The organism is Pseudomonas sp. NBRC 111131, from assembly GCF_001320525.1.
GTDB lineage: Bacteria > Pseudomonadota > Gammaproteobacteria > Pseudomonadales > Pseudomonadaceae > Aquipseudomonas > Aquipseudomonas ceruminis.
Genome location: NZ_BCBH01000036.1, coordinates 13,931 through 34,720, shown reverse-complemented (window position 1 = coordinate 34,720; position 20,790 = coordinate 13,931). Strand labels below are relative to the sequence as shown.

Here is a 20,790-nt window from a genome sequence, read left to right as displayed (position 1 = left end):
ACTGTGTTCAGTCTGCTTTGCCTTGCACGCTGGATACCCACTGCTCGCTGCGGTTATGCCCGCTGGTGCGCAGCAACCCCAGGTCCAGGGCATTTTCACCGTCCGCTGCACCTTTGCCTTTGGCTATCTGGGCAATGGCCGTGCCCAGGTCCACTGGCGAATTGGAAGCATCGATCGATACATCCCGACGATAGTCGTTGCCGCTCAAGGTTTGTTTGGTCACGGCATTGGTATCGAGCGCGACATTGCCCTTCGCCGATTGCAGCTTCGCCGCCACCAGGTGCGTATCGCCCCCCACCTTCAAGTCGATGCCCTCACTGCCTTTGAGCGTGGTGTGCTGCGCTACGCTGTCACGTTGCACGTGGGAGACTTCAAGGCTGAAGGTGGGTGAGAAACCGGGGTCTGCCTTGCTCGCGGCCGAGCCCGCCTTAGCGCTCACCTTGCTTCCCAGGGGGCTGGTCATGGCGCTGGCTGCGTTGGCGTAACCCTGCGGGTTCTTCTCCTTGCTCAGCCGAGCGTCACCTTTCACGGTCAGGGTATCGACGTTGTCCTTGCGGCTGGCGATGCGCAAGTCGCCGTCGATTTCACCCTTGATACGCCCGGCCTCCAGGCTGACGCCTTCGATACGGGTGTCGCCGCGGCTTTGCAGGTCGATGCGCTCGGCGCGCAGGTTGCCGGCGTTCCAGGTCAGGTTGTCGCGCTTGTCCAGGTTGAGCTGCGCGCGCCCGTGCAGGCCGTAGGCGTCAGTACCCCCCTTGGACTGGTTGAAGCCAGCGCCGGCCGTGATATCGAGGTTGTTGCGTCGTTCGCGGTCGGAAGAGGCTTCGATCAGCATGCCGCCGCTGGCGGCATTGATATCGATCTGCTCCGCTGTGGCGTGCAGGCCCTCCAGGTGCAGGGCGATGTCTTCGCGGGCGCGGCTCTGCAGGGCCAGCTTGCCAGCGCTGTGGAACTGGGCATCGACGGCCTGCTGGGCGTTTTCCTCCTGCTTGCCATGGGTGAAGTGCCCACCCAGGGCTCCACCTCGGGTGGCACCGGTTTTGGCCGCCAGCTCCAGACCGCCGCCAAGGCCGCCGCCTTCGGCCTGTTGGGTATTGCTGGCCGCCGTAACCTGCAGGCGGCCGCCGCTTTGCAGCAGAATATCGCCGGCTTTGGCTTCGCGACTGCCGATGCGGGTGCCTTCGAGCAGCAGGTCGCCACCACTGCTGAGGCGCACGCTGCCCTGAGCGTCGATCTGCGCCACCTGGGCTTTGGTCTGTGCGCTCTGGCGCTGGTCATGGTCGAGATAACCCCGGCCATCGACACCGGTGTTGCCTGGGCGGTTGCCAACTTTGGCCCAGGCATTGCCATCGAGTTGCTGCGTGCGCTGTTCGGCGTGGTCGCTGGCTTGGGTCAGCGACAACGAACCGGCGCTGTGCATGACCACGTCGCCTGTGCCACCGTCGATGCGCACGCCTTCATAGCGGCCATCGCTACCCAGTTGCACCTGAATGCCCTGTTGCCCGTAAAGGCTGCCGGGCACGGCGGTGCTGGCGGTGTCTTGCCTGGACAACGAACCGCCCTTGCCGGTGACACGCACGTTCAGGTCTTCGCCGGTACTGGTGTCGACCCTCAGGTCGCCGCCGTAGGCCAGCCGTTCGCCGGTGTTTTCCTGGGTATGCTTTGCGGCGCGCAGGGTGTGTTGCTGCGCATCGATCTGCAATGCGCCGGCGTTGGCGCGCCAGGCGGTGCCCTGGTCATCGATAGAGTCGGCCGTGACCTGGGCCGTCGCGCCGGACAGTTCACTCACATGGGCAAAGCCGCGGCGCTGGTTTTCCAGGCGTTTGAGGTGGTCAACGGTCATGTCGGCGCCCATGCTGGGCGCAACCATTGCGTCCTCGGGGGACGCCTGTTGGAAGCGCGCGGCTTCTTCGCCCAGCACCAAGCGCTCGATCGGCCGGGTAAGGTCTCGGTATTCGACGCTGGCACCAAGGCTGCCTTGCCAGTCTTCCCGGCGTTCTTCACGTTCGTGGATGTCTTGCACGGCGCGGTTCTCGATGCGTTTGGCGGTCACCTTGAGGCCGTTGCCCGCTTCCACCTTGGCAGCTTCGGCGACCAGTTCATCTGCGCCGAGCTTGAGGTCGCCACTGGCCTGCAACGTGCTGCGCTGCACCTTGCTGTCGTGCTCGGTGACCGTCTCGACGTTGTGCTGGCCTTCGAACTGGCTACCTATCCGGTCGATGCCGCCGGTTACCGTGAGCCCGCCACCGCTGCGCGTGGTGTTGGTGGATGAATCGCGCGTGTTACGGGCCGCGCCGAGGCTCATCTGCTTGGCCTGGATGTCCAGGTCACCGGCGCCGGCCTGAACGCTGGAGCCATTGACCTGCAGGTGCGCGCCGCTGTTGAGGGCAACCGTCGCGCCCTTCAGTGCGCTGGCCACCTGAGAGACCTCGCGCTGCTTGCCTGAGGTGGTGACAACCTCGTAAGCCAGGCCCGCGGCGTATTGGCGGGAGCCGGGCTTGCCGTCTTCGGCGTCTTGAGTCTGCTTGGCGCTGGCTACGAAGCTACGCTGCTGGCTGCGGGTGTCACTGTCAGCGACCGATTGCGTGCTGTCGATGATCAGGTCGCCCTTGGCTTCGACCTGCAGGTGCTTGCCGGCCTCAACGTTGGCGCCATTGATGCGCAGCTCGTCGGCGCTGGCCAGGCGCAGGTTGGAGGCAGAGCTGACGTCGCTGACCAGGGCGTGTTGCTTGCGTTGCGTGTGCTCGCGGTCGCGCCCTATCAGGCCGAACAGCTTGCTGTTGTTCTCGTGCTCGCTCGACGTGGAGCTGCCATGGTCTGCCCCGATCGCCAGCGCACCCTTTTCGCTGTAGAGCACAGCGTCTTGCCCGCCGTGAACGGTACTGCCCTTGACGCTGACCTGGTCAGCGGTGACTTGCAGCTTACCGTCCGCTTTGACGCTGCTGCCGGTAACGACCTGGGCCTGGGTGTCATTACCCTGGCGGTCAGCAAAGAAGGTGCCGGATACCAGGTCGCCTCGGTAGTTGCGTCGTGTGCCCTGTTCCTGCAGGGCCGTGGTGCCGATTTCGACCTGTTTGGCATGCAGGTCCAGGTCGTTGCGGCCATGCAGTGTACTGCCTTGTACAGTGAGTGTGTCGTTCGCCTTGACGGCCACGTGCCCGGCACTGAGCGAGCTGCCTCGCGCGGTTTCCTTGTACTGCTGTGAATCACTGTCGCCGCGCCACAGGTCCTTGCGGTGGCGTACCTGTTCTTCGATGCGCTGGCTGTCGATGCCCGCGACGATGTCCAGGTTGGCACCGCTGTCGAGGGTCAGGTCACCGCCGGCATTCACCTCGGCGGCCACCAGACGCATGTCGGCGCCGGACTGCAACTGTATGCCGTTATTGCCTTGCAACTGTGTACCGCGCTGCTGGCGCTCGGTGGTCGTGCGCTCGCGGCTGTAGGTCTCGCGGGTGATGAACAGAACCTTTTTCTTCCAGTTTTCACGGTCGTGGGCGATGTGCTCGCGGGTATCGGCATCGAGAATGAGGGCTTTGCCGGCCTTGGCCTCGATGCGGTCGGCCTTGCCGTCGACCGCGCGCAGCGTCAGGTCATCGGCGGCGGTGAGCAGCAGTTCACCCTGCTCGGTGTGCAGTTCACCTGGACGGTCGGCAGTACCGTCGACCCGCAGCGCGCCGGCTGACTGAATGCTGATGCCATGATCGGCCTTGGCCTGCACTGGCCCCATGCGGACCCCGGCACCTTCGGCGGTGCTGACTACGCGTATGCGCCCGGCCCGCATGGCGCCGAACAGATTGGCGTCGATGCTCGACGCCGTGCCGGGCAAGTGCTCGAGCACCTGCCCGTCGTTGTAGCCGAGGCGGTTGCGGCCAACGGTGACGTTGAGGTCGTGCCCGGCCATGAGCGTGCCTGTGCTGTCCAGCTGCGGCGCGATCAGTTCGAGCGCGCCTTCGGCATTGCTCTGGCCGCCGTCAAGTACCTGCAAGGTACCGCTGGCGTGCAGCGTATTGAGGTGTTTGAGCTGCTCGTCCTGAAGTTCTGGCGTGCCCACCAGAAAGCCGGCACGGGTCGTGTTGATGAAGCTGCCGCCATTGAGGGTAATGCCATTGGGGTTGGCCAGGATGTAGTCGGCCGGGCGCCCGAAGATCTCTTGCGGGCCTTCGATCAGCGAGGCGTTGCGGCTGACCACTTCGTTGAGGATGGTCGACGCTGCCTGGCCTTGGAACTGCGGGTTGGCGGCGAGCGCACCGGCCAGTTGCGATTGGCCGGCGTGCAAGGCGTTGTTCAGCACCACCCCGGGGCTGGCGACGTTGTAGTCGAGAAACTGGTTGTGCGACAGGCCACCGGCGTTGGGCGCGACGATATCGATCACCGGGACGCCGTGGTCATGGTTGATGACTGGTATGCCACCGGGGCCAGGGGCGGCTTCCAGCCCACCCTGGGCCAGGGCGGTGGTAGAACTGAGCAGGGCGAGGAAGATGGCCCAGCGCAAGGTATTGGGGTGGATAGACGGTAACTGCGAGAGTGTGTGCATGTTCTCGTTCTCTTTGTTGTGGGTGAATCAGAGGTCCAAGGCCCACTCCACTACCCAGAAGCCGGGCTCCAGAAGCGGGCGGTGCCGGTCGCTGGTGTAGAGGGCGCGCTGGTAGTCCAGGCGAAGGCGGCTGTGCGGCAGGCTCAGTTCAACGCCGACCGCGGCCCCTGTCAGGCGCTGCGAGGGGGAGCGCTGCGCCAGGCGTAGCCAGCCTGTGTCCAGACCCAGGTAGGGACGCACCTGGGCAGGTGCGGTCCAGCCCAGTGGCAGAGGTTGGCTCAAGGTGTTGCGCCAGACGGCGGCACTGGCGCCGCTGTAGGTGTGTTGGCGAAAGCCGCGCACGGCCGAGTCGTCGCTGAGCAGCATCTGCTCGACTGCGGGCAGGGCCTGGCTGCTGTACTGCAGGGCAAGCTCGCTCTGCCAGCGCCATGGCCGGTTCGCCGGCCCCTGACGCAGGTGCAGCAGGTTGGCGCGGTACTTGCGAAAATCCCGGGGGGGCGCGTCCGCACGTCGCGCGGGTTGCGTGGCGCCGAGCCAGCCTGTGCCCTGGGCGACGCCGACGTAGGTGTTCCAGACACCGTTGTCCAGCCACAGCAGGTTGAGGCCGGCTTCCACACTGGTCAGGGTCGGGCTTTGCAACTGGACGAGGGCACCACCGGTGCGGTTGATCAGTTGCTTGCGATCGAGGCGGGCGCTGGCGCTGAGCATGCCGTGCTGGTTGCGCCAGAGCATGCGTTCGACGCTCACGCCCTGGTATTGGCTGCTGCCGCTGCTGCGCTGCACGCTCTGCGGGAGGGGCGCGTTGTAGCTCAATTGGCTGGCATTGAGGGTGAAGGTCCAGGGACCGTAGGGAATGCTGTAGTAGGCGCTGACGCCTTGGCTGCGCCCGGGCGCATCGATAACCGTGGTCGCCAGTGACAGGCGCAGATCGTCGTTGAGGCCAAGCGGGCTGTCTACGCCGAGGGTCAGGTTAAGGCGGTAACGCCCCGTCAGGGGGCTGCCGCGGTTGTCGAAGCGGCTGTCCAGGTGCCAGCGCGAGTCTCCCTGGCGGGATTGCAGCAGCACCCGGGTGCCTCCCTGCATTTCACCTGGCAGCAGGTCGGCACTCAGTTCGTAGGCACGCAGGCGGTTGAGCTGGTCCAGCCCCTGCTCGAGGTCTGGCAGGTAAACCGGCTGCCCAAGCATGTTGGGGAAGGCACTGTGCAGGGAAAGCGGCCGTTCGACGTCAAGCTCGACCGATTCTACGAAGCCCTCGATGATGAGGATATCCAACGCGTCGCCCTGCGCGGGTGGGTGCTGCAGGTAAGGGCGGCTGGCCGGGTAGCCGGCCTGCACATAGCGTTGGGTGATGGCTTTGAGCAAGCGGTTGATATCGGCGACGCCCATGCAGGGGGACACCAGGGCTTGAACAGTGGGGGCGAGGGCTTGGGTCGACAGCAGGTGGTTGCCGGCCAGACGCACGCCACTGACCGCCCAGCAGTGGCCGTCGCCGGGCTCGGCAGACGACGGCGCGCCGTTGCGCACGGCGGACGGGGCACGTAGCCAGCGCTCCAGCCGTTGTTGCTGCTCCAGCTGCCGCCCTGTCTGCTGCTGTTCGCGCAGCTGCTGGCTGGCGGGGTCATTGGCCTGCGCCATCGGTGCGGCCAGCCAATACGACAGGTAGCAGGCAAGTAGCCTGCTGGCGACCGGGTGAAATCGGAACGGCATGGGTGAACCCCGCAAAAGGCGTACGGCTTACGTACTCGTTTGCGTGGATGCTAGAAATTTTGCCATTCGATTGGATGCAGTCTGCTGCCTACGCAAACGTAGGGCAGATGTGGAATTGAGGTGAGAAAGCTCCTACATCCTGAGTTGGAATGCAGGACGATCAGGGACGAATCTCGATCAGGGTGCCGTCGCGCACCAGTTCCCAGACTTCCCGCATGTCGGCATTGCGCATGGCGATGCAGCCATCGGTCCAGTCAAGGGTGTGGAAATACCACTCGGGATAGTCATCGTTGATCGGCGTGCCATGGATCATGATCATGCTGCCGGCGCTCCAGCCCTCGCGGGTGGCGCGGGCGGCGTCGCTGATGTTCGGGTAGGTGATGTGCATGGCCAGGTTGAAGCGGTCGCTCTGCTTGCGCCAGTCCAGCCAGTAAAGGCCCTCTGGGGTCTTCTTGTCGCCTTCACGCTCCTTTGCCCCCTTGGGCTGCTTGCCCAGGGAGATGCGGTAGGTCTTGAGCGGCTCGCCCCGGCTGATCAGTTGCAGGCGGCGCTCGGACTTGATCACCAGTACCTTGTCGATCAGCGGCTGCATGGCGGTCTGCGATTGAGTCTGCGCCGGCACCGGGGGTTGGGGTTTGCGAATGATGGTCTCGGTAAAGGCCGCCTGGGACACCGAGGTAACGCAAAGGCAGAAAAAGGCAAACAACCAGCGCATGAAGCGGTACCTGCAAGCTTAAGTGGTGGGCGAAACGTTCATCGGCGGCAGGTACTCATGGCCTATGGGGTAGTGCTGCCCGATGCGGTCGCGATAGTAGCATTCTAGTGTGCGCGTGACGGTGCGAAAAGCCAGCTCGCGCCAGGGGATCTCGTGCTCCTCGAACAGCCGTACTTCCAGGCTTTCCTCACCGATCGCGAAGTCCAGGTCGGCCAGTTCGGCACGAAAGAACACATGCACCTGGTCGATGTGGGGCAGGTCGAACAGTTGATACAGGCTCATCGGCCCGACCCGGGCGCAGGCTTCTTCCACGGTTTCGCGACGGGCGGCTTGGTCCAGGGTCTCGCCATTCTCCATGAACCCGGCGGGCAGGGTCCAGAAACCGCGGCGCGGCTCGATGGCTCGCCGGCACAGCAGCACCTGGCTGCCCCAGGTAGGCAATACCCCGGCGACGATGTTCGGGTTCTGGTAGTGGATGGTCTGGCAATGCTCGCAGACGTACCGCAGGCGGCTGTCGCCTGCGGGGATCCGCTGAATGACCGGCTGGCCGCACGCGCTGCAGAATTTCATGCTGTCTCCCTTTGTCTGCGGTTATCTTGGCGCGCCAGGCGGTGCTGCTGCAAGCGTGCGGGGCTTGGGTGCTTCGCGGCTTTGGTGCATCATGCAGGCAGGCCTTGGAAACGAGAGTGCGTGATGCTGGACGAGCTACTTCGCCGAATGAGCAACCACCAACCGGCTTCGCTGGAAACCGACCGACGGTTCCCCGAGGCGGCGGTTCTTTTGCCCATCACCCGCAGCGAAGCGCCCGAACTGGTTTTGACCCTGCGCGCCAAGGGCCTGTCCACCCACGGCGGCGAAGTCGCCTTTCCCGGAGGCCGACGCGACCCTGAAGACCCCGATCTGGTCTTCACCGCGTTGCGTGAGGCCGAAGAGGAAATCGGCCTGCCGCCTGGCTTGGTCGAAGTGCTCGGCCCACTCAGCCCGCTGATTTCCCTGCATGGCCTGAAAGTGACGCCGTTCGTCGGGGTGATCCCCGATTTCGTCGAGTATCACGCCAATGATGCGGAGATCGCGGCAGTATTCAGCGTGCCCCTGGAATTCTTCCGTCAGGACCCGCGTGACCATACCCACCGCATCGATTACCAGGGCCGCAGCTGGTATGTCCCCAGCTATCGTTATGGCGAGTACAAGATCTGGGGGTTGTCGGCGATCATGATCGTCGAGCTGGTCAACCTGCTGTACGACGCAGGCATCAGCCTGCACCAGCCCCCAGAGCGCTATATAGAAATCTGAGCGGGCACACCCCGCCGCCGTTGATACCCTGAGGAGCGACTATGAAATACCGCCTGGGCGACCTGCGGGTCGAAAGCCATCCCACCAGCTGGGCAGCACCTAACGCCATGCTGATCGGCAAGGTACGCCTGCAGGCACGAGCCAGTGTGTGGTTCGGCGCGGTGCTGCGCGGCGACAACGAGCTGATCGACATTGGCGAAGACAGCAACGTCCAGGACGGTACGGTGATGCACACCGACATGGGCTCGCCACTGACGCTGGGCAAAGGCGTGACCATCGGCCACAACGCCATGCTGCATGGCTGTACCGTCGGCGACTACAGCCTGATCGGTATCAATGCGGTCATTCTCAATGGGGCGCGGATCGGCAAACACTGCATCATCGGCGCCAATGCGCTGATCCCGGAAGGCAAGGAGATCCCCGATGGCTCGCTGGTGATGGGCTCGCCGGGCAAGGTGGTGCGTGAATTGACCGAGCAGCAGAAGCGCTTGCTGCAAGCCAGTGCCGCGCACTATGTACACAATGCCCAACGTTATGCGCGGGAGCTGGTGGTTGACGATGAGTGATGGTGTGGAGCGGCCGGTGGCCTCGCCATGCGTGAGCATCTGCGCGTTGGACGAGCAGGATATCTGCACCGGGTGCCAGCGTACCGTGGCCGAGATTGGCCGCTGGGGGCGGATGGACAATGACGAGCGTCGGGCGGTACTGAAGCTGTGCCATGAACGGGCTGTGGAGGCCGGCCTCATCCTCTAGCCTTGGGCGATCCTGTGGGCGCGGGTTTACCGGCGAAGACGCCAGCGGTAATCTGTACGGCTTGCCCACAGACGACCCGCCATGTTCTATCTGATTGCCTACATCAGCAGCGTAGTGCTGATCAACTACGCCTTTTCCAGTGCCCCCCACCTGGACGTGATCTGGTCCGCCTGGGGCGGGCTGGTGTTCATCCTGCGCGACATGGTGCAGACCCGCTATGGGCACGGCGCACTGATCGCCATGCTGATGGCCCTGGTGCTGTCGTACGCCACCTCCGAGCCTGCCATTGCCCTGGCCAGTGCCACTGCCTTCTTCGTCTCCGAACTGATCGACTGGCTGGTATTCAGCATCACCCGGCGGCCATTGCGTGACCGCCTGTGGCTGAGCTCAGCGCTGAGCATTCCGGTCGATACCTTCATCTTCTTCGGCATGATTGGCGCCTTGACCCCCGCAGTGATCGGCACCGCGATGGCCTCCAAGTTCGCCGGCGTGACCGCGGTGTGGCTGGCCATGGCTTTTCGAGCGCGGCGGGCTGCCGTTACCGGCTGATGGTGTAGAATATCGGTCCTTTTTCAGCGGGCTGCGCCAAGCCTGGCACGGCCCCGGACGCCTTCGAGGACCTGAAATGACCCGTATCGGAACCCCATTGTCGCCAACCGCGACCCGTGTACTGCTCTGCGGCTGTGGCGAGCTGGGCAAGGAAGTGGTGATCGAGCTGCAGCGCCTGGGCGTCGAAGTGATCGCCGTGGACCGCTACGCCAATGCGCCAGCGATGCAGGTCGCGCACCGCAGCCACGTGATCAACATGCTCGATGGGGTGGCGCTGCGCGCGGTAATCGAGGCTGAAAAACCGCATTACATCGTCCCTGAAATCGAAGCCATTGCCACCGCGACCCTGGTTGAGCTGGAGAGTGAAGGCTTTAACGTGGTGCCAACCGCTCGCGCTACTCAGCTGACCATGAACCGCGAAGGCATCCGCCGCCTGGCCGCCGAAGAGCTGGACCTGCCCACCTCGCCGTACCATTTTGCCGACACCTATGAAGACTACGCCAAGGCCGTGGCCGACGTGGGTTACCCGTGCGTGGTCAAACCGGTGATGAGCTCCTCGGGCAAGGGGCAGAGCCTGCTGCGCAGCGATGCCGACCTGCAGACGTCGTGGGATTACGCCCAGGAAGGCGGCCGTGCTGGCAAGGGGCGGGTGATCATCGAAGGCTTCATCGATTTTGACTACGAAATCACCCTGCTGACCGTGCGCCACGTGGGCGGCACCACGTTCCTGGAGCCGGTCGGCCACCGTCAGGAGAAGGGCGACTACCAGGAGTCCTGGCAGCCCCAGGCCATGAGCCCGAAGGCCCTGGCCGAGTCGCAGCGGGTGGCCAAGGCGGTCACCGATGCGCTGGGCGGGCGTGGCCTGTTTGGCGTGGAGTTGTTCGTCAAGGGCGACCAGGTATGGTTCAGCGAAGTATCGCCGCGCCCGCATGACACCGGCCTGGTGACGCTGATTTCCCAGGACCTGTCGCAATTTGCCCTGCATGCACGTGCCATTCTTGGCCTGCCGATCCCGGTGGTGCGCCAGTTCGGCCCTTCGGCTTCGGCGGTGATCCTGCCTGAGGGCCAATCACAGCAGACCAGCTTCGCCAACCTGGGTGCGGCGCTGAGCGAGCCGGATACCGCCATTCGCCTGTTCGGTAAGCCAGAAATCAACGGCCAGCGTCGTATGGGCGTGTGCCTGGCGCGTGACGAGTCGATCGAAGCGGCGCGGGCCAAGGCGACCCGTGCGTCGCAGGCGGTGAAGGTCGAGTTCTAAGCCACGCCACAAGCCATAAGGTGCAAGGAGCGCTCTACGCTTGCACCCTGTGGCTTGCACCTTACAGCTGCGTATTACGGGTCTCTTTCAGGCACAGCACCGCGATCAGGCTGATCACCGCTGCCCCCGACACGTAACCGCCCACCCAGCTCAAACCGCCCATGCTCACCAGTTTCTGAGCAAAGAACGGCGCTGCCGAGGCCCCCACGATGCCACCGAGGTTATAGGCCGCCGACGCGCCGGTATACCGCACGTGGGTCGGGAACAGCTCGGGCAGCAACGCGCCCATCGGGGCGAAGGTCACGCCCATCAGGAACAGCTCGATGGCCAGGAACAGCGCCACCCCCGTGGTCGAACCCGAGGTCAGCAACGGTTCCATGGTAAAGCCCGAAGCTATCGCCAGCAGGCCGCCGACAATCAGCACCGGCTTGCGCCCGTAGCGGTCGCTGAGCCAGGCCGACAACGGCGTGGCCAAGGCCATGAACACCACTGCGAAGCACAGCAGGCCAAGGAACGTTTCGCGGCTGTAGCCCAGCGTGGTCACGCCGTAGCTCAGCGAGAAGACCGTGGAGATGTAGAACAGCGCATAGCACACCACCATGGCCGCAGCGCCCAGCAGGGTTGGCAACCAGTACTTGGAGAACAGGTCGACCACCGGCATTTTCACCCGCTCGTGACGGGCCACTGCCTTGGCGAACACCGGGCTTTCTTCGAGCTTCAGGCGTACATACAGGCCAACCAGCACCAGCGCGGCGCTGAGCAGGAACGGAATGCGCCAGCCCCACTCGCGGAACTGCTCGTCGCTGAGTACCAGGGCCAAGGTCAGGAACAAGCCATTGGCCGCCAGAAAACCGATCGAAGGGCCAAGCTGCGGGAACATGCCAAACCACGCGCGCTTGCCTTCTGGTGCGTTTTCCGTAGCCAGCAATGCCGCGCCACCCCATTCGCCCCCCAGGCCCAGGCCCTGGCCAAAGCGCAGCAGGCAGAGAATGATCGGCGCCCAGACGCCGATGCTGTCGTAGCCCGGCAGCACGCCGATCAGCGTGGTCGACACGCCCATCAGCAGCAGCGAGGCGACCAGGGTCGACTTGCGGCCGATGCGGTCGCCAAAGTGGCCGAACAACGCCGAGCCCAAGGGTCGGGCGAGGAAGGCGATACCGAAGGTCAGGAACGCCGCAAGCATTTGCGCGGTGCCCGAACCGGATGGGAAGAACACCGGACCGATCACCAGCGCGGCGGCGGTGGCGTAAACGTAGAAGTCGTAGAACTCGATGGCCGTGCCGATGAAGCTGGCGGTGGCCACCCGCGCGGGCGAGTTGACCGGCGCCGCAGGCGCTTGGGCATAAGTGCTGGTTGTCATTAAGTAGGTCCCTAACAGTCGGATCGTGCTCCATGGCTTGGCCCGCGAAGGCGCGCTCATCAACAGAGGGCAGGCACGCATTTGCAGACGCCGGAGCGTATTGTTGTTTTGCTCGCCCGACTGACGATAGCCCAAGGGGGATAGGGGCGGGGCGGGCACTGTTCGGGGTGTTGAAGCAGGACCGCAGGGCGTGTCAGTGGAGCGGACTGGCCGTGGGGCGCCGGGTGCGGGTAGCAGGCGGGACGGCGGGGCTGGGTAAGCGTGACCCGAGTATAGCTATCGGGTCACGGTCCACACCAGTACCTTGCTGGCGCAATTGTCCTCTGTTTCGAGGATCTCCAGGCGATAGCGGCCGATCTTCAGGCAGACGGCGCTTTCCGGGATGCTCTCCAGGGCCTCGGTGACGAGCCCATTCAAGGTCTTCGGGCCACCGTCGCACGGCAGGTGCCAACCCAGGGTACGGTTGATCTCCCGCAGCGAGGCTGTACCTTCGATGACAAAGGTACCATCGGCTTGTGGGTGTACATGGGGGTTGTCCAGGCTGTGCTCGTCCTCGAACTCCCCGACGATCTCTTCGAGGATGTCCTCGAGGGTGACGATACCCTGTACCTCGCCGTATTCGTCCACCACCACGCCCAGCCGGCGTTGTTGTTTGTGGAAGTTCAGCAACTGCAGCTGCAATGGCGTACTTTCCGGTACGAAATAGGGCTCGTAGCAGGCGCTGTGGAGTTTTTCCAGGGTCAGCTCGGCTTTGGGCAGCAGGTGGCTGATCAGCTTGGTGTTGAGGATCGCTTCGACCTGGTTGATGTCGTTGTGGTAGACCGGCAGACGGGTGTGCCGGCTGACGATCAACTGCTCGATGATGCGCTCGATCGGCTCGTCCAGGTTGATGCCGTCGACTTCGTTGCGCGGCACCAGGATGTCATTGACGGTGATCTTGTCCAGGGACTGCAGGCCATCCAGCAGGCCGTGGCGTGGTGTGTCGAGGTCTTCATCCTCGGCGTAGTCGTCATCTTCCTGCGGGTGCAGGGCCACGGCTGTGGGTTGCACGCGGAACGGGCGCAGGATCAGCTTGGCACAGCCGTCCAGCAGGCAGGCCAAGGGCTGCAGGAGTGCCAGCGGCAACCTCAACAGGCTTGCGCCGAGGCTGACGATGGCTTGCGGGTTGCGCCGTGCAAGGCGCCGCGGAAGGTATTCGGCAAAAATCAGCAAGGCCATGGCGGCGGCCAGGCCGGCCAGCCAGAAACCGTGCTCGCCGCTGTAGCGCTGGCCGATCAAGCAGGCCAGGCCCAGTACCAACAGCTTGCCCAGGCTGGCGCAGAGCACCAGGGCCTGGGTGGGCAAGGCGGGCTGGCCGTCTTCGCCGGCGCGTAGCGAGCCATTGAGTTGCAGGCGGGCGGTGTCCACGGCGGTGAGCAGCGCCGACCAGAGCAGCGCCAGTGCCAGAATGCCGAGTAGCGGAGCGTACGGCAGGGTGTCCATGGGCAACCGTCAGATATGCAGGATGAATTCGCGAACCAGCTTGCTGCCGAAATAGGCCAGCATCAGCAGGCAGAAACCGGCCAGCGTCCAGCGGATCGCCTTGTGGCCACGCCAGCCGAGGCGGGTGCGGCCCCACAGCAGTACGCTGAACACGACCCAGGCAACGCAGGCCAGCAAGGTTTTATGCACCAGGTGCTGGGCGAACAGGTTGTCGAGGAACAGCCAACCGGAAATCAGCGACAGCGACAGCAGGCACCAGCCTGCCCAGAGGAAGCCGAACAACAGGCTTTCCATGGTCTGCAGCGGCGGGAAGTTGCGGATCAGGCCGGAAGGGTGCTTGTTCTTCAACTGGCGGTCCTGCAACAGCAGCAGCAGCGACTGGAACACCGCGATGGTGAATAGCCCGTAGGCCAGGATCGACAGCAGAATATGGGCAAGAATGCCCGGTTCTTCGTTGATCAGCGGTACGGTGCCAGGCGGTGCGAACTGCGCCAGCAACGCTGTTACTGCGCCGAGCGGGAACAGCAGCACCAGCAGGTTCTCGACGGGGATGCGCAGGCAGGCCAACAGGGTCAGGGCAATGACTGCCACGGCGATCAGGCTAGCGGCGCTGAAGAAGTCCAGGCTCAGGCCGAGCGGGGTGATCAACTGGAAGAACAGGGCCCCGCCCTGGGCAATTACGGCAAGGGCGCCGAGCAAACCAAGCAGCCGTTTGTCGGCTTTGTTCGACTGGGCCAGTCGCGAACCCTGATAGACGGTCGCTGCTATATAAAGGCCGGCGGCGATCAGGTTGGGGATGAGGCTGGGTGAGGAGACCATAAGTGCTGGTTGGCGAGCCTTAAAGAGACGGAGTTTGGCATAGATCGCGCCGGGGGGGCTAGTGAGGTGCAAGCCTCACGCTGCACGCAAAGACAGATTCGTGAGATGGCTGCATTTCTCGCACCGTCACGCTTGCAGCCCACCGCTGGGAAGCCAAGGTGTGCGTTGCCGCCGGTCTTCGCTATAATCGCCGCCTTGCTGTGCCCAGCGCGTGTGCATTTTCACCTGGGCGCCTGACGAATCTCGGCTTTTACTGGGCCTGAAAGGATCACCATGTTCGAAAACCTGACCGACCGCCTGTCACAGACGCTGCGCCATGTCACCGGCAAGGCCAAGCTGACTGAAGACAACATCAAGGATACGTTGCGCGAAGTGCGCATGGCCCTGCTCGAGGCCGACGTTGCGCTGCCGGTGGTCAAGGATTTCGTCAACAGCGTCAAGGAACGTGCGGTCGGCACCGAGGTGTCGCGCAGCCTGACCCCGGGCCAGGCGTTCGTGAAGATCGTCCAGGCCGAGCTGGAAAGCCTGATGGGCGCGGCCAACGAGGACCTCGCGCTGAACGCCGCGCCGCCTGCCGTGGTGCTGATGGCCGGCTTGCAAGGTGCCGGTAAGACCACCACCGCCGGCAAGCTGGCGCGCTTCCTCAAGGAGCGTAAGAAGAAGAGCGTGATGGTGGTGTCGGCCGACGTCTATCGCCCGGCGGCGATCAAGCAGTTGGAGACACTGGCCAACGACATCGGCGTGACCTTCTTCCCGTCCGACATCAGCCAGAAGCCGGTGGCCATCGCCGAGGCGGCGATCCGCGAAGCCAAGCTCAAGTTCATCGACGTGGTCATCGTCGATACCGCCGGCCGTCTGCACATCGACGCCGACATGATGGACGAGATCAAGGCTCTGCATGCCGCGGTCAAGCCGATCGAGACCCTGTTCGTGGTCGACGCCATGACCGGCCAGGACGCCGCCAACACTGCCAAGGCCTTTGGCGAAGCCCTGCCGCTGACCGGTGTGGTGCTGACCAAGGTCGACGGTGATGCCCGTGGCGGTGCCGCGCTGTCGGTGCGTGCCATTACCGGCAAACCGATCAAGTTTATCGGTATGGGCGAGAAGACCGAAGCCCTCGAACCCTTCCACCCGGACCGCGTCGCTTCGCGCATCCTCGGCATGGGCGACGTGCTCAGTCTGATCGAGCAGGCCGAGCAGACCATCGACAAGGCCAAGGCCGACAAGCTGGCCAAGAAGCTGAAGAAAGGCAAGGGCTTCGACCTCGAGGACTTCCGCGACCAGTTGCAGCAGATGAAAAACATGGGCGGCCTCGGTGGCCTGATGGACAAGCTGCCGAGCATCGGCGGGGTCAACCTGTCGCAGATGGGCAACGCCCAGGGTGCGGCCGAGAAGCAGTTCAAGCAGATGGAAGCGATCATCAACTCGATGACCCCGGCCGAACGTCGCGACCCTGACCTGATCAGCGGCTCGCGCAAGCGCCGTATCGCCTTGGGTTCTGGCACCCAGGTGCAGGACATCGGCCGGCTGATCAAGCAGCACAAGCAGATGCAGAAGATGATGAAGAAATTCTCTGCCAAAGGCGGCATGGCCAAAATGATGCGCGGCCTTGGCGGGATGCTGCCCGGTGGCGGCATGCCGAAGCTGTAACCCTTATTCCGGGCGTTCGTCTGTTAACAGATGGAACGCTCAGAACCCCCGCTGCGGCGGGTAACGGCCGCGAAATCCGTGGCTTAACCGGCAAATCTGAACGGCAAGGCAAGGCCCTGCCGAAAAAGGCATTTGCAAATGTCCGTGTATTCCCTGAGAATATGCGGCCTTTTGGGCACCCGTGTGCCTATTTGGCATTCAGATTTGCAGCACCGACTATAGGAACGATGTTCACATGGTAACCATTCGTCTTGCCCGTGGCGGCTCGAAAAAGCGCCCTTTCTACCACCTGACCGTGACCAACTCGCGTAACGCCCGTGACGGCCGTTTCGTTGAGCGCGTTGGCTTCTTCAACCCGATCGCATCGGGCGCCGAAGTCAAGCTGTCGGTCAACCAGGAACGCGTCACCTACTGGCTGAGCCAGGGCGCGCAGCCGTCTGAGCGTGTTGCTCAGCTGCTGAAGGACGCTGCCAAGGCCGCTGCCTGAGTCATATGAACGCGACGCCAGAAAAGGCTGACGACCTCATCGTCGTTGGCAAGATTTTTTCGGTTCACGGCGTTCGCGGCGAGGTGAAGGTGTATTCCTTTACCGATCCGATTGAAAACCTGTTGGATTATCCACGCTGGACGCTTCGGCACGAAGGCAAGGTAAAGCAGGTCGAGCTGGTCAGCGGTCGTGGCTCCCAAAAGGGCCTGGTCGTGAAATTGAAAGGCCTCGATGATCGTGATGAAGCCCGTCTTCTGAGCGGCTTCGAAATCTGCATCCCGCGGAGCCTTTTGCCCAACCTGCCCGTCGACGAGTACTACTGGTACCAGTTGCAGGGGCTGAAGGTCATCAACCAGGACGAACAACTGTTCGGCAAGGTCGATCACCTGTTGGAGACCGGTGCGAACGATGTAATGGTGGTCAAACCCTGCGCAGGCAGCCTGGATGATCGCGAGCGTTTGTTGCCCTATACGGAGCAATGTGTGCTGGCAATCGACCTGGAAGCAGGCGTGATGCGGGTTGAGTGGGACGCGGACTTCTAAACGATGGGAAACCTTCGCGTAGACGTCATCACGTTGTTTCCCGAGATGTTCTCGGCCATCACGGAGTACGGCATTACCAGCCGCGCGGTGAAACAGGGGTTGCTTCAGGTGACTTGCTGGAACCCGCGGGACTACACCACAGATCGCCACCATACCGTGGATGATCGGCCGTTTGGCGGTGGTCCGGGCATGGTGATGAAAATCAAGCCTCTGGAAGACGCCCTGGTTAGCGCCAGGCAAGCGACCGGAGCATCGGCAAAGGTGATCTACCTTTCGCCGCAAGGCCGCAAGCTGACTCAGCAAGCGGTCAAAGGCCTGGCTGAACAGCAATCGCTGATTCTGATCGCCGGTCGTTATGAAGGCATCGACGAGCGCTTTATCGAGGCTCATGTCGATGAGGAGTGGTCGATTGGTGACTATGTGCTTTCCGGTGGCGAGCTGCCGGCCATGGTACTGATCGATGCGGTTACACGGCTGCTGCCCGGAGCTTTAGGGCATGTGGACTCGGCGGAGGAAGATTCCTTCACTGACGGTCTGCTCGATTGCCCGCACTACACCCGACCTGAGGTGTATGCGGATCAGCGTGTTCCCGACGTGTTGCTCAGTGGCAACCATGCACACATCCGGCGTTGGAGGATGAAGCAGTCCCTTGGTAGGACCTTCGAACGACGCGCCGATCTTCTGGAAAGTCGCTCGCTTTCTGGAGAAGAGAAGAAGCTGCTCGAGGAATATCTCCGCGAGCGGGACGATAGTTAAACGTATCGATGGTGGATCACGTATCCATCTTAGGAGCACAGCATGACCAACAAGATCATCCAGCAGCTCGAAGCCGAGCAGATGAGCAAGGAAATCCCAGCCTTCGCACCAGGCGACACCATCGTCGTCCAGGTTAAAGTGAAGGAAGGTGAGCGTTCCCGTCTGCAGGCGTTCGAAGGCGTCGTTATCGCCAAGCGTAACCGCGGTCTGAACAGCGCCTTCACCGTGCGCAAAATCTCCAGCGGCGTTGGCGTTGAGCGTACCTTCCAGACCTACAGCCCGCAGATCGACAGCCTGGCCGTGAAACGTCGTGGTGACGTGCGTAAAGCCAAGCTGTACTACCTGCGCGACCTGTCCGGCAAAGCCGCTCGCATCAAGGAAAAACTGTCCTGAGTACAGTTTGCCTGGCGGCCCTGGCCGCCTAGCGAGAAAAAAGCAGCCTTCGGGCTGCTTTTTTGCGTTTTGAACCCCTTCAGATGTGACCGACATGACTACCCGAGACCAGGAAATCCAGCGCCGCACCGAGCTGTCGGTGACCCGCGTGACCAAGGCGGTGTTCCCCAACACCACCAACCACCACAACACCCTGTTCGGCGGTACCGCACTGGCATGGATGGACGAAGTGTCGTTCATCGCCGCTACGCGCTTCTGCCGCTTGCCCCTGGTAACGGTGTCCACCGACCGTATCGACTTCAAGCACCCGATCCCGGCGGGCTCGATCGTGGAGTTGGTGGGCACGGTGATCAAGGTTGGCAATACCAGCTTGCAGGTACAGGTGGATGTGTTTGTCGAGAACATGTACCTGGATGGCCGCGAGCGAGCGATCCATGGAGTATTCAGCTTTGTGGCCATCGACGAGGACAAACGTCCGGTGCCGGTGTTGCCGCAGCCCTGAAGCTTCCTGTACTGGCCCTATCGCCGGGTTGCCGGCGATAGGGCCAGTACAGACAACCACAACCTGCTGTGAAACACTGTCGACCTCTCATTACTAAGCCCCCCGCGCATGCCTGCCCTGGACCACCCCCTGATCGATCAGTTTCTCGATGCCCTGTGGCTTGAAAAAGGCCTGTCCGATAACACCCGCGTCTCCTACCGCAGCGATTTGGCCCTGTTCAACGGTTGGCTGCAGGAGCACGCCGTAACCCTGCCCGATGCTGGCCGTGACTTGATCCTCGATCACTTGGCCTGGCGCCTCGACCAGGGCTACAAGCCGCGTTCCACCGCGCGTTTCCTCTCTGGCCTGCGGGGGTTCTTTCGCTACTTGCTGCGCGAAAAGCTGATCGCTGTCGACCCGACCCTGCAGGTGGAAATGCCGCAACTGGGTAAACCCTTGCCCAAGTCGCTATCGGAAGCCGACGTTGAAGCCTTGTTGCAGGCCCCGGACCTGGGCGAAGCCATCGGCCAGCGTGACCGCGCCATGCTCGAGGTGCTGTATGCCTGCGGCCTGCGGGTCACCGAGCTGGTCAGCCTGACCCTCGACCAGGTCAACCTGCGCCAGGGCGTACTGCGGGTGATGGGCAAAGGCAGCAAGGAGCGCCTGGTGCCGATGGGCGAGGAGGCGGTGCTGTGGCTCGAGCGCTACCTGCGCGATGGCCGCGCCGAGTTGCTCAACGGGCGGCCCAGCGACGTGCTGTTCCCCAGTCAGCGTGGCGAGCAGATGACCCGCCAGACCTTCTGGCACCGTATCAAGCACCAGGCGCGCGTTGCCGGGATCGACAAGCCTCTGTCACCGCACACCCTGCGCCATGCCTTTGCCACCCACTTGCTCAACCACGGCGCCGACCTGCGGGTGGTGCAGATGCTGCTGGGCCACAGTGACCTGTCGACCACGCAGATCTACACCCATGTGGCCAAGGCCCGCTTGCAGCAGTTGCACGCCCAGCACCACCCGCGTGGATGAATGATTTTCATGATCCGCCAACCGGCACCTGCAGACCCCTTCATTGGCAGCGTGTTGTGGTAGGCTTGGGCGGTTTGCACCAAGGGCCGCACGGTCGCCGCGTTTTTGCGCAGGCGACGCCCTCCGGCCCCTGTCCGCCTTCAGGAGTTCCCATGCGCGTGACCCAGATGTTCGCCGCCGCCGCGTTGGCGTTGGCCAGTACCTTCGCCGTTGCCGCGGCCACCGATACCAATGCCGGTGCCGAGCAGGCTATTCGCAAGTCGTTGCAGAACCTGGAACTGGAAGTACCGGTAGAAAGCGTTGCCAGCAGCCCAGTCAGCGGCCTCTATGAGGTCAAGCTGCAGGGCGGCCGCGTGCTGTATGCCAGCGCCGATGGCCAGTTCGTGATGCAGGGCTACCTGTTCCAGATCCAGGATGGCAAGCCGGTCAACCTGACCGAGAAGACCGAACGCTTGGGCGTCGCCAAGCTCATCAATGGCATTCCGGCCGCCGAGATGGTGGTTTATCCTGCCAAGGGCGAAACCAAGTCGCACATCACCGTCTTCACCGACACCACCTGCCCGTATTGCCACAAGCTGCACGCCGAAGTGCCCGAGCTGAACCGTCGCGGTATCGAAGTGCGTTATGTCGCCTTCCCGCGTCAGGGCCTGGGCTCGCCGGGTGATGAGCAGTTGCAGGCGGTGTGGTGCTCCAGCGACCGCCGCGCGGCGCTGGACAAGATGATCGATGGCAAGGAAATCAAGGCCGCCAAGTGCGCCAACCCGGTCGGCAAGCAGTTCCAGCTGGGGCAGTCGATCGGCGTCAACGGTACGCCGGCGATCGTGCTTGAAAGCGGCCAGGTGATCCCGGGCTACCAGCCAGCGCCGCAAGTGGCCAAGCTGGCCCTTGCCAGCCAGCAGCAAGCGACCAAGTAATTCATTCAGTACGCCGTCGTCATGGGGTGACGGCATGTTTCACGGTCGGCGCAGGTGCCGTCCGTTCAATG

At 63.2% G+C, this 20,790-nt stretch carries 20 protein-coding genes; 13 read left to right on the top strand and 7 right to left on the bottom strand.

Annotated elements, in window-relative coordinates; all coding sequences use genetic code 11:
* Nucleotides 1–7 precede the first annotated feature (7 nt).
* The 4 genes from APH34_RS23895 to APH34_RS23880 all read right to left on the bottom strand — a co-directional run bounded on the left by APH34_RS23895 (nucleotide 8) and on the right by APH34_RS23880 (nucleotide 7,526).
* Nucleotides 8–4,534 (bottom strand): hemagglutinin repeat-containing protein, encoded by a 4,527-nt coding sequence (locus tag APH34_RS23895; protein WP_054903252.1) that lies wholly within the window; start codon nucleotides 4,532–4,534, stop codon nucleotides 8–10.
* A 27-nt stretch (nucleotides 4,535–4,561) separates the two neighbouring features.
* Entirely contained in the window at nucleotides 4,562–6,241 is a 1,680-nt protein-coding gene (locus APH34_RS23890) for a ShlB/FhaC/HecB family hemolysin secretion/activation protein (protein ID WP_054903251.1), read from the bottom strand.
* A 160-nt stretch (nucleotides 6,242–6,401) separates the two neighbouring features.
* Nucleotides 6,402–6,956 (bottom strand): murein L,D-transpeptidase family protein, encoded by a 555-nt coding sequence (locus APH34_RS23885; RefSeq protein ID WP_054903250.1) that lies wholly within the window; start codon nucleotides 6,954–6,956, stop codon nucleotides 6,402–6,404.
* Nucleotides 6,957–6,974: 18 nt separating this feature from the next.
* Nucleotides 6,975–7,526, bottom strand: a complete 552-nt coding sequence (locus APH34_RS23880) for an NUDIX hydrolase (RefSeq protein WP_054903249.1) — start codon at nucleotides 7,524–7,526, stop codon at nucleotides 6,975–6,977.
* 123 nt (nucleotides 7,527–7,649) lie between these two features.
* On the opposite strand from APH34_RS23880, the gene APH34_RS23875 reads away from it, so the two are divergent.
* The 5 genes from APH34_RS23875 to purT all read left to right on the top strand — a co-directional run bounded on the left by APH34_RS23875 (nucleotide 7,650) and on the right by purT (nucleotide 10,809).
* On the top strand, nucleotides 7,650–8,249 hold the full coding sequence (locus tag APH34_RS23875; RefSeq protein ID WP_054903248.1) for a CoA pyrophosphatase: 600 nt from the start codon (nucleotides 7,650–7,652) through the stop codon (nucleotides 8,247–8,249).
* 41 nt (nucleotides 8,250–8,290) lie between these two features.
* A complete protein-coding gene (locus APH34_RS23870; RefSeq protein ID WP_054903247.1) occupies nucleotides 8,291–8,815 on the top strand; it encodes a gamma carbonic anhydrase family protein in 525 nt (174 codons plus the stop codon).
* Nucleotides 8,808–9,002 carry a DUF1289 domain-containing protein gene (locus tag APH34_RS23865; protein WP_054903246.1) on the top strand — a complete coding sequence of 65 codons (195 nt, stop codon included), beginning with the start codon at nucleotides 8,808–8,810 and terminating at the stop codon, nucleotides 9,000–9,002. The genes APH34_RS23870 and APH34_RS23865 overlap by 8 nt, the downstream gene beginning before the upstream one ends.
* Nucleotides 9,003–9,083: 81 nt before the next feature.
* Nucleotides 9,084–9,551 carry a VUT family protein gene (locus tag APH34_RS23860; RefSeq protein WP_054903245.1) on the top strand — a complete coding sequence of 156 codons (468 nt, stop codon included), beginning with the start codon at nucleotides 9,084–9,086 and terminating at the stop codon, nucleotides 9,549–9,551.
* A 76-nt stretch (nucleotides 9,552–9,627) separates the two neighbouring features.
* Nucleotides 9,628–10,809 carry a formate-dependent phosphoribosylglycinamide formyltransferase gene (gene purT, locus APH34_RS23855; RefSeq protein WP_054903244.1) on the top strand — a complete coding sequence of 394 codons (1,182 nt, stop codon included), beginning with the start codon at nucleotides 9,628–9,630 and terminating at the stop codon, nucleotides 10,807–10,809.
* Between the two features lie 61 nt (nucleotides 10,810–10,870).
* Here purT and APH34_RS23850 read toward each other — a convergent pair whose 3' ends face one another.
* From APH34_RS23850 to APH34_RS23840, 3 genes are all read right to left on the bottom strand, one after another.
* Entirely contained in the window at nucleotides 10,871–12,169 is a 1,299-nt protein-coding gene (locus APH34_RS23850) for an MFS transporter (protein WP_054903243.1), read from the bottom strand.
* A 276-nt stretch (nucleotides 12,170–12,445) separates the two neighbouring features.
* A complete protein-coding gene (locus APH34_RS23845; RefSeq protein ID WP_054903242.1) occupies nucleotides 12,446–13,651 on the bottom strand; it encodes a transporter associated domain-containing protein in 1,206 nt (401 codons plus the stop codon).
* Nucleotides 13,652–13,660: 9 nt separating this feature from the next.
* The gene (locus APH34_RS23840; protein ID WP_054903241.1) at nucleotides 13,661–14,470 is read right to left on the bottom strand and encodes an inner membrane protein YpjD; all 810 of its coding nucleotides are present in this window, start codon (nucleotides 14,468–14,470) and stop codon (nucleotides 13,661–13,663) included.
* 273 nt (nucleotides 14,471–14,743) lie between these two features.
* Here APH34_RS23840 and ffh point away from each other — a divergent pair, with 273 nt between their 5' ends.
* The 8 genes from ffh (at nucleotide 14,744) to APH34_RS23800 (ending at nucleotide 20,719) form a co-directional block, all read left to right on the top strand.
* Nucleotides 14,744–16,120, top strand: coding sequence for a signal recognition particle protein (gene ffh / locus APH34_RS23835; protein ID WP_012270758.1), 1,377 nt, complete (start codon nucleotides 14,744–14,746; stop codon nucleotides 16,118–16,120).
* A gap of 235 nt (nucleotides 16,121–16,355) precedes the next feature.
* Nucleotides 16,356–16,607: a 30S ribosomal protein S16 gene (gene rpsP, locus APH34_RS23830; RefSeq protein WP_008094480.1), complete on the top strand. Its 252-nt coding sequence runs from the start codon at nucleotides 16,356–16,358 to the stop codon at nucleotides 16,605–16,607.
* A gap of 5 nt (nucleotides 16,608–16,612) precedes the next feature.
* Nucleotides 16,613–17,149, top strand: coding sequence for a ribosome maturation factor RimM (gene rimM / locus APH34_RS23825; RefSeq protein WP_054903240.1), 537 nt, complete (start codon nucleotides 16,613–16,615; stop codon nucleotides 17,147–17,149).
* Nucleotides 17,150–17,152: 3 nt separating this feature from the next.
* On the top strand, nucleotides 17,153–17,905 hold the full coding sequence (gene trmD, locus APH34_RS23820; RefSeq protein WP_054903239.1) for a tRNA (guanosine(37)-N1)-methyltransferase TrmD: 753 nt from the start codon (nucleotides 17,153–17,155) through the stop codon (nucleotides 17,903–17,905).
* A 42-nt stretch (nucleotides 17,906–17,947) separates the two neighbouring features.
* Nucleotides 17,948–18,298, top strand: coding sequence for a 50S ribosomal protein L19 (gene rplS, locus APH34_RS23815; protein WP_029613346.1), 351 nt, complete (start codon nucleotides 17,948–17,950; stop codon nucleotides 18,296–18,298).
* A gap of 94 nt (nucleotides 18,299–18,392) precedes the next feature.
* Nucleotides 18,393–18,800, top strand: a complete 408-nt coding sequence (locus APH34_RS23810) for an acyl-CoA thioesterase (RefSeq protein ID WP_054903238.1) — start codon at nucleotides 18,393–18,395, stop codon at nucleotides 18,798–18,800.
* Between the two features lie 108 nt (nucleotides 18,801–18,908).
* On the top strand, nucleotides 18,909–19,805 hold the full coding sequence (xerD, locus tag APH34_RS23805) for a site-specific tyrosine recombinase XerD (RefSeq protein ID WP_054903237.1): 897 nt from the start codon (nucleotides 18,909–18,911) through the stop codon (nucleotides 19,803–19,805).
* 152 nt (nucleotides 19,806–19,957) lie between these two features.
* Complete coding sequence (locus APH34_RS23800; RefSeq protein WP_054903236.1) at nucleotides 19,958–20,719, top strand: thioredoxin fold domain-containing protein; 762 nt, start codon at nucleotides 19,958–19,960, stop codon at nucleotides 20,717–20,719.
* Nucleotides 20,720–20,790: the final 71 nt, after the last annotated feature.

Coding starts and splice junctions, on each gene's coding strand:
- purT (WP_054903244.1), top strand. CDS start 9,628: ATGACCCGTATCGGAACCCCATTGTCGCCAACCGCGACCCGTGTACTG.
- APH34_RS23800 (WP_054903236.1), top strand. CDS start 19,958: ATGCGCGTGACCCAGATGTTCGCCGCCGCCGCGTTGGCGTTGGCCAGT.
- ffh (WP_012270758.1), top strand. CDS start 14,744: ATGTTCGAAAACCTGACCGACCGCCTGTCACAGACGCTGCGCCATGTC.
- xerD (WP_054903237.1), top strand. CDS start 18,909: ATGCCTGCCCTGGACCACCCCCTGATCGATCAGTTTCTCGATGCCCTG.
- rimM (WP_054903240.1), top strand. CDS start 16,613: ATGAACGCGACGCCAGAAAAGGCTGACGACCTCATCGTCGTTGGCAAG.
- APH34_RS23860 (WP_054903245.1), top strand. CDS start 9,084: ATGTTCTATCTGATTGCCTACATCAGCAGCGTAGTGCTGATCAACTAC.
- APH34_RS23875 (WP_054903248.1), top strand. CDS start 7,650: ATGCTGGACGAGCTACTTCGCCGAATGAGCAACCACCAACCGGCTTCG.
- rplS (WP_029613346.1), top strand. CDS start 17,948: ATGACCAACAAGATCATCCAGCAGCTCGAAGCCGAGCAGATGAGCAAG.
- APH34_RS23895 (WP_054903252.1), bottom strand. CDS start 4,534: ATGCACACACTCTCGCAGTTACCGTCTATCCACCCCAATACCTTGCGC.
- APH34_RS23865 (WP_054903246.1), top strand. CDS start 8,808: ATGAGTGATGGTGTGGAGCGGCCGGTGGCCTCGCCATGCGTGAGCATC.
- APH34_RS23885 (WP_054903250.1), bottom strand. CDS start 6,956: ATGCGCTGGTTGTTTGCCTTTTTCTGCCTTTGCGTTACCTCGGTGTCC.
- rpsP (WP_008094480.1), top strand. CDS start 16,356: ATGGTAACCATTCGTCTTGCCCGTGGCGGCTCGAAAAAGCGCCCTTTC.
- APH34_RS23845 (WP_054903242.1), bottom strand. CDS start 13,651: ATGGACACCCTGCCGTACGCTCCGCTACTCGGCATTCTGGCACTGGCG.
- APH34_RS23870 (WP_054903247.1), top strand. CDS start 8,291: ATGAAATACCGCCTGGGCGACCTGCGGGTCGAAAGCCATCCCACCAGC.
- APH34_RS23890 (WP_054903251.1), bottom strand. CDS start 6,241: ATGCCGTTCCGATTTCACCCGGTCGCCAGCAGGCTACTTGCCTGCTAC.
- trmD (WP_054903239.1), top strand. CDS start 17,153: ATGGGAAACCTTCGCGTAGACGTCATCACGTTGTTTCCCGAGATGTTC.
- APH34_RS23840 (WP_054903241.1), bottom strand. CDS start 14,470: ATGGTCTCCTCACCCAGCCTCATCCCCAACCTGATCGCCGCCGGCCTT.
- APH34_RS23880 (WP_054903249.1), bottom strand. CDS start 7,526: ATGAAATTCTGCAGCGCGTGCGGCCAGCCGGTCATTCAGCGGATCCCC.
- APH34_RS23850 (WP_054903243.1), bottom strand. CDS start 12,169: ATGACAACCAGCACTTATGCCCAAGCGCCTGCGGCGCCGGTCAACTCG.
- APH34_RS23810 (WP_054903238.1), top strand. CDS start 18,393: ATGACTACCCGAGACCAGGAAATCCAGCGCCGCACCGAGCTGTCGGTG.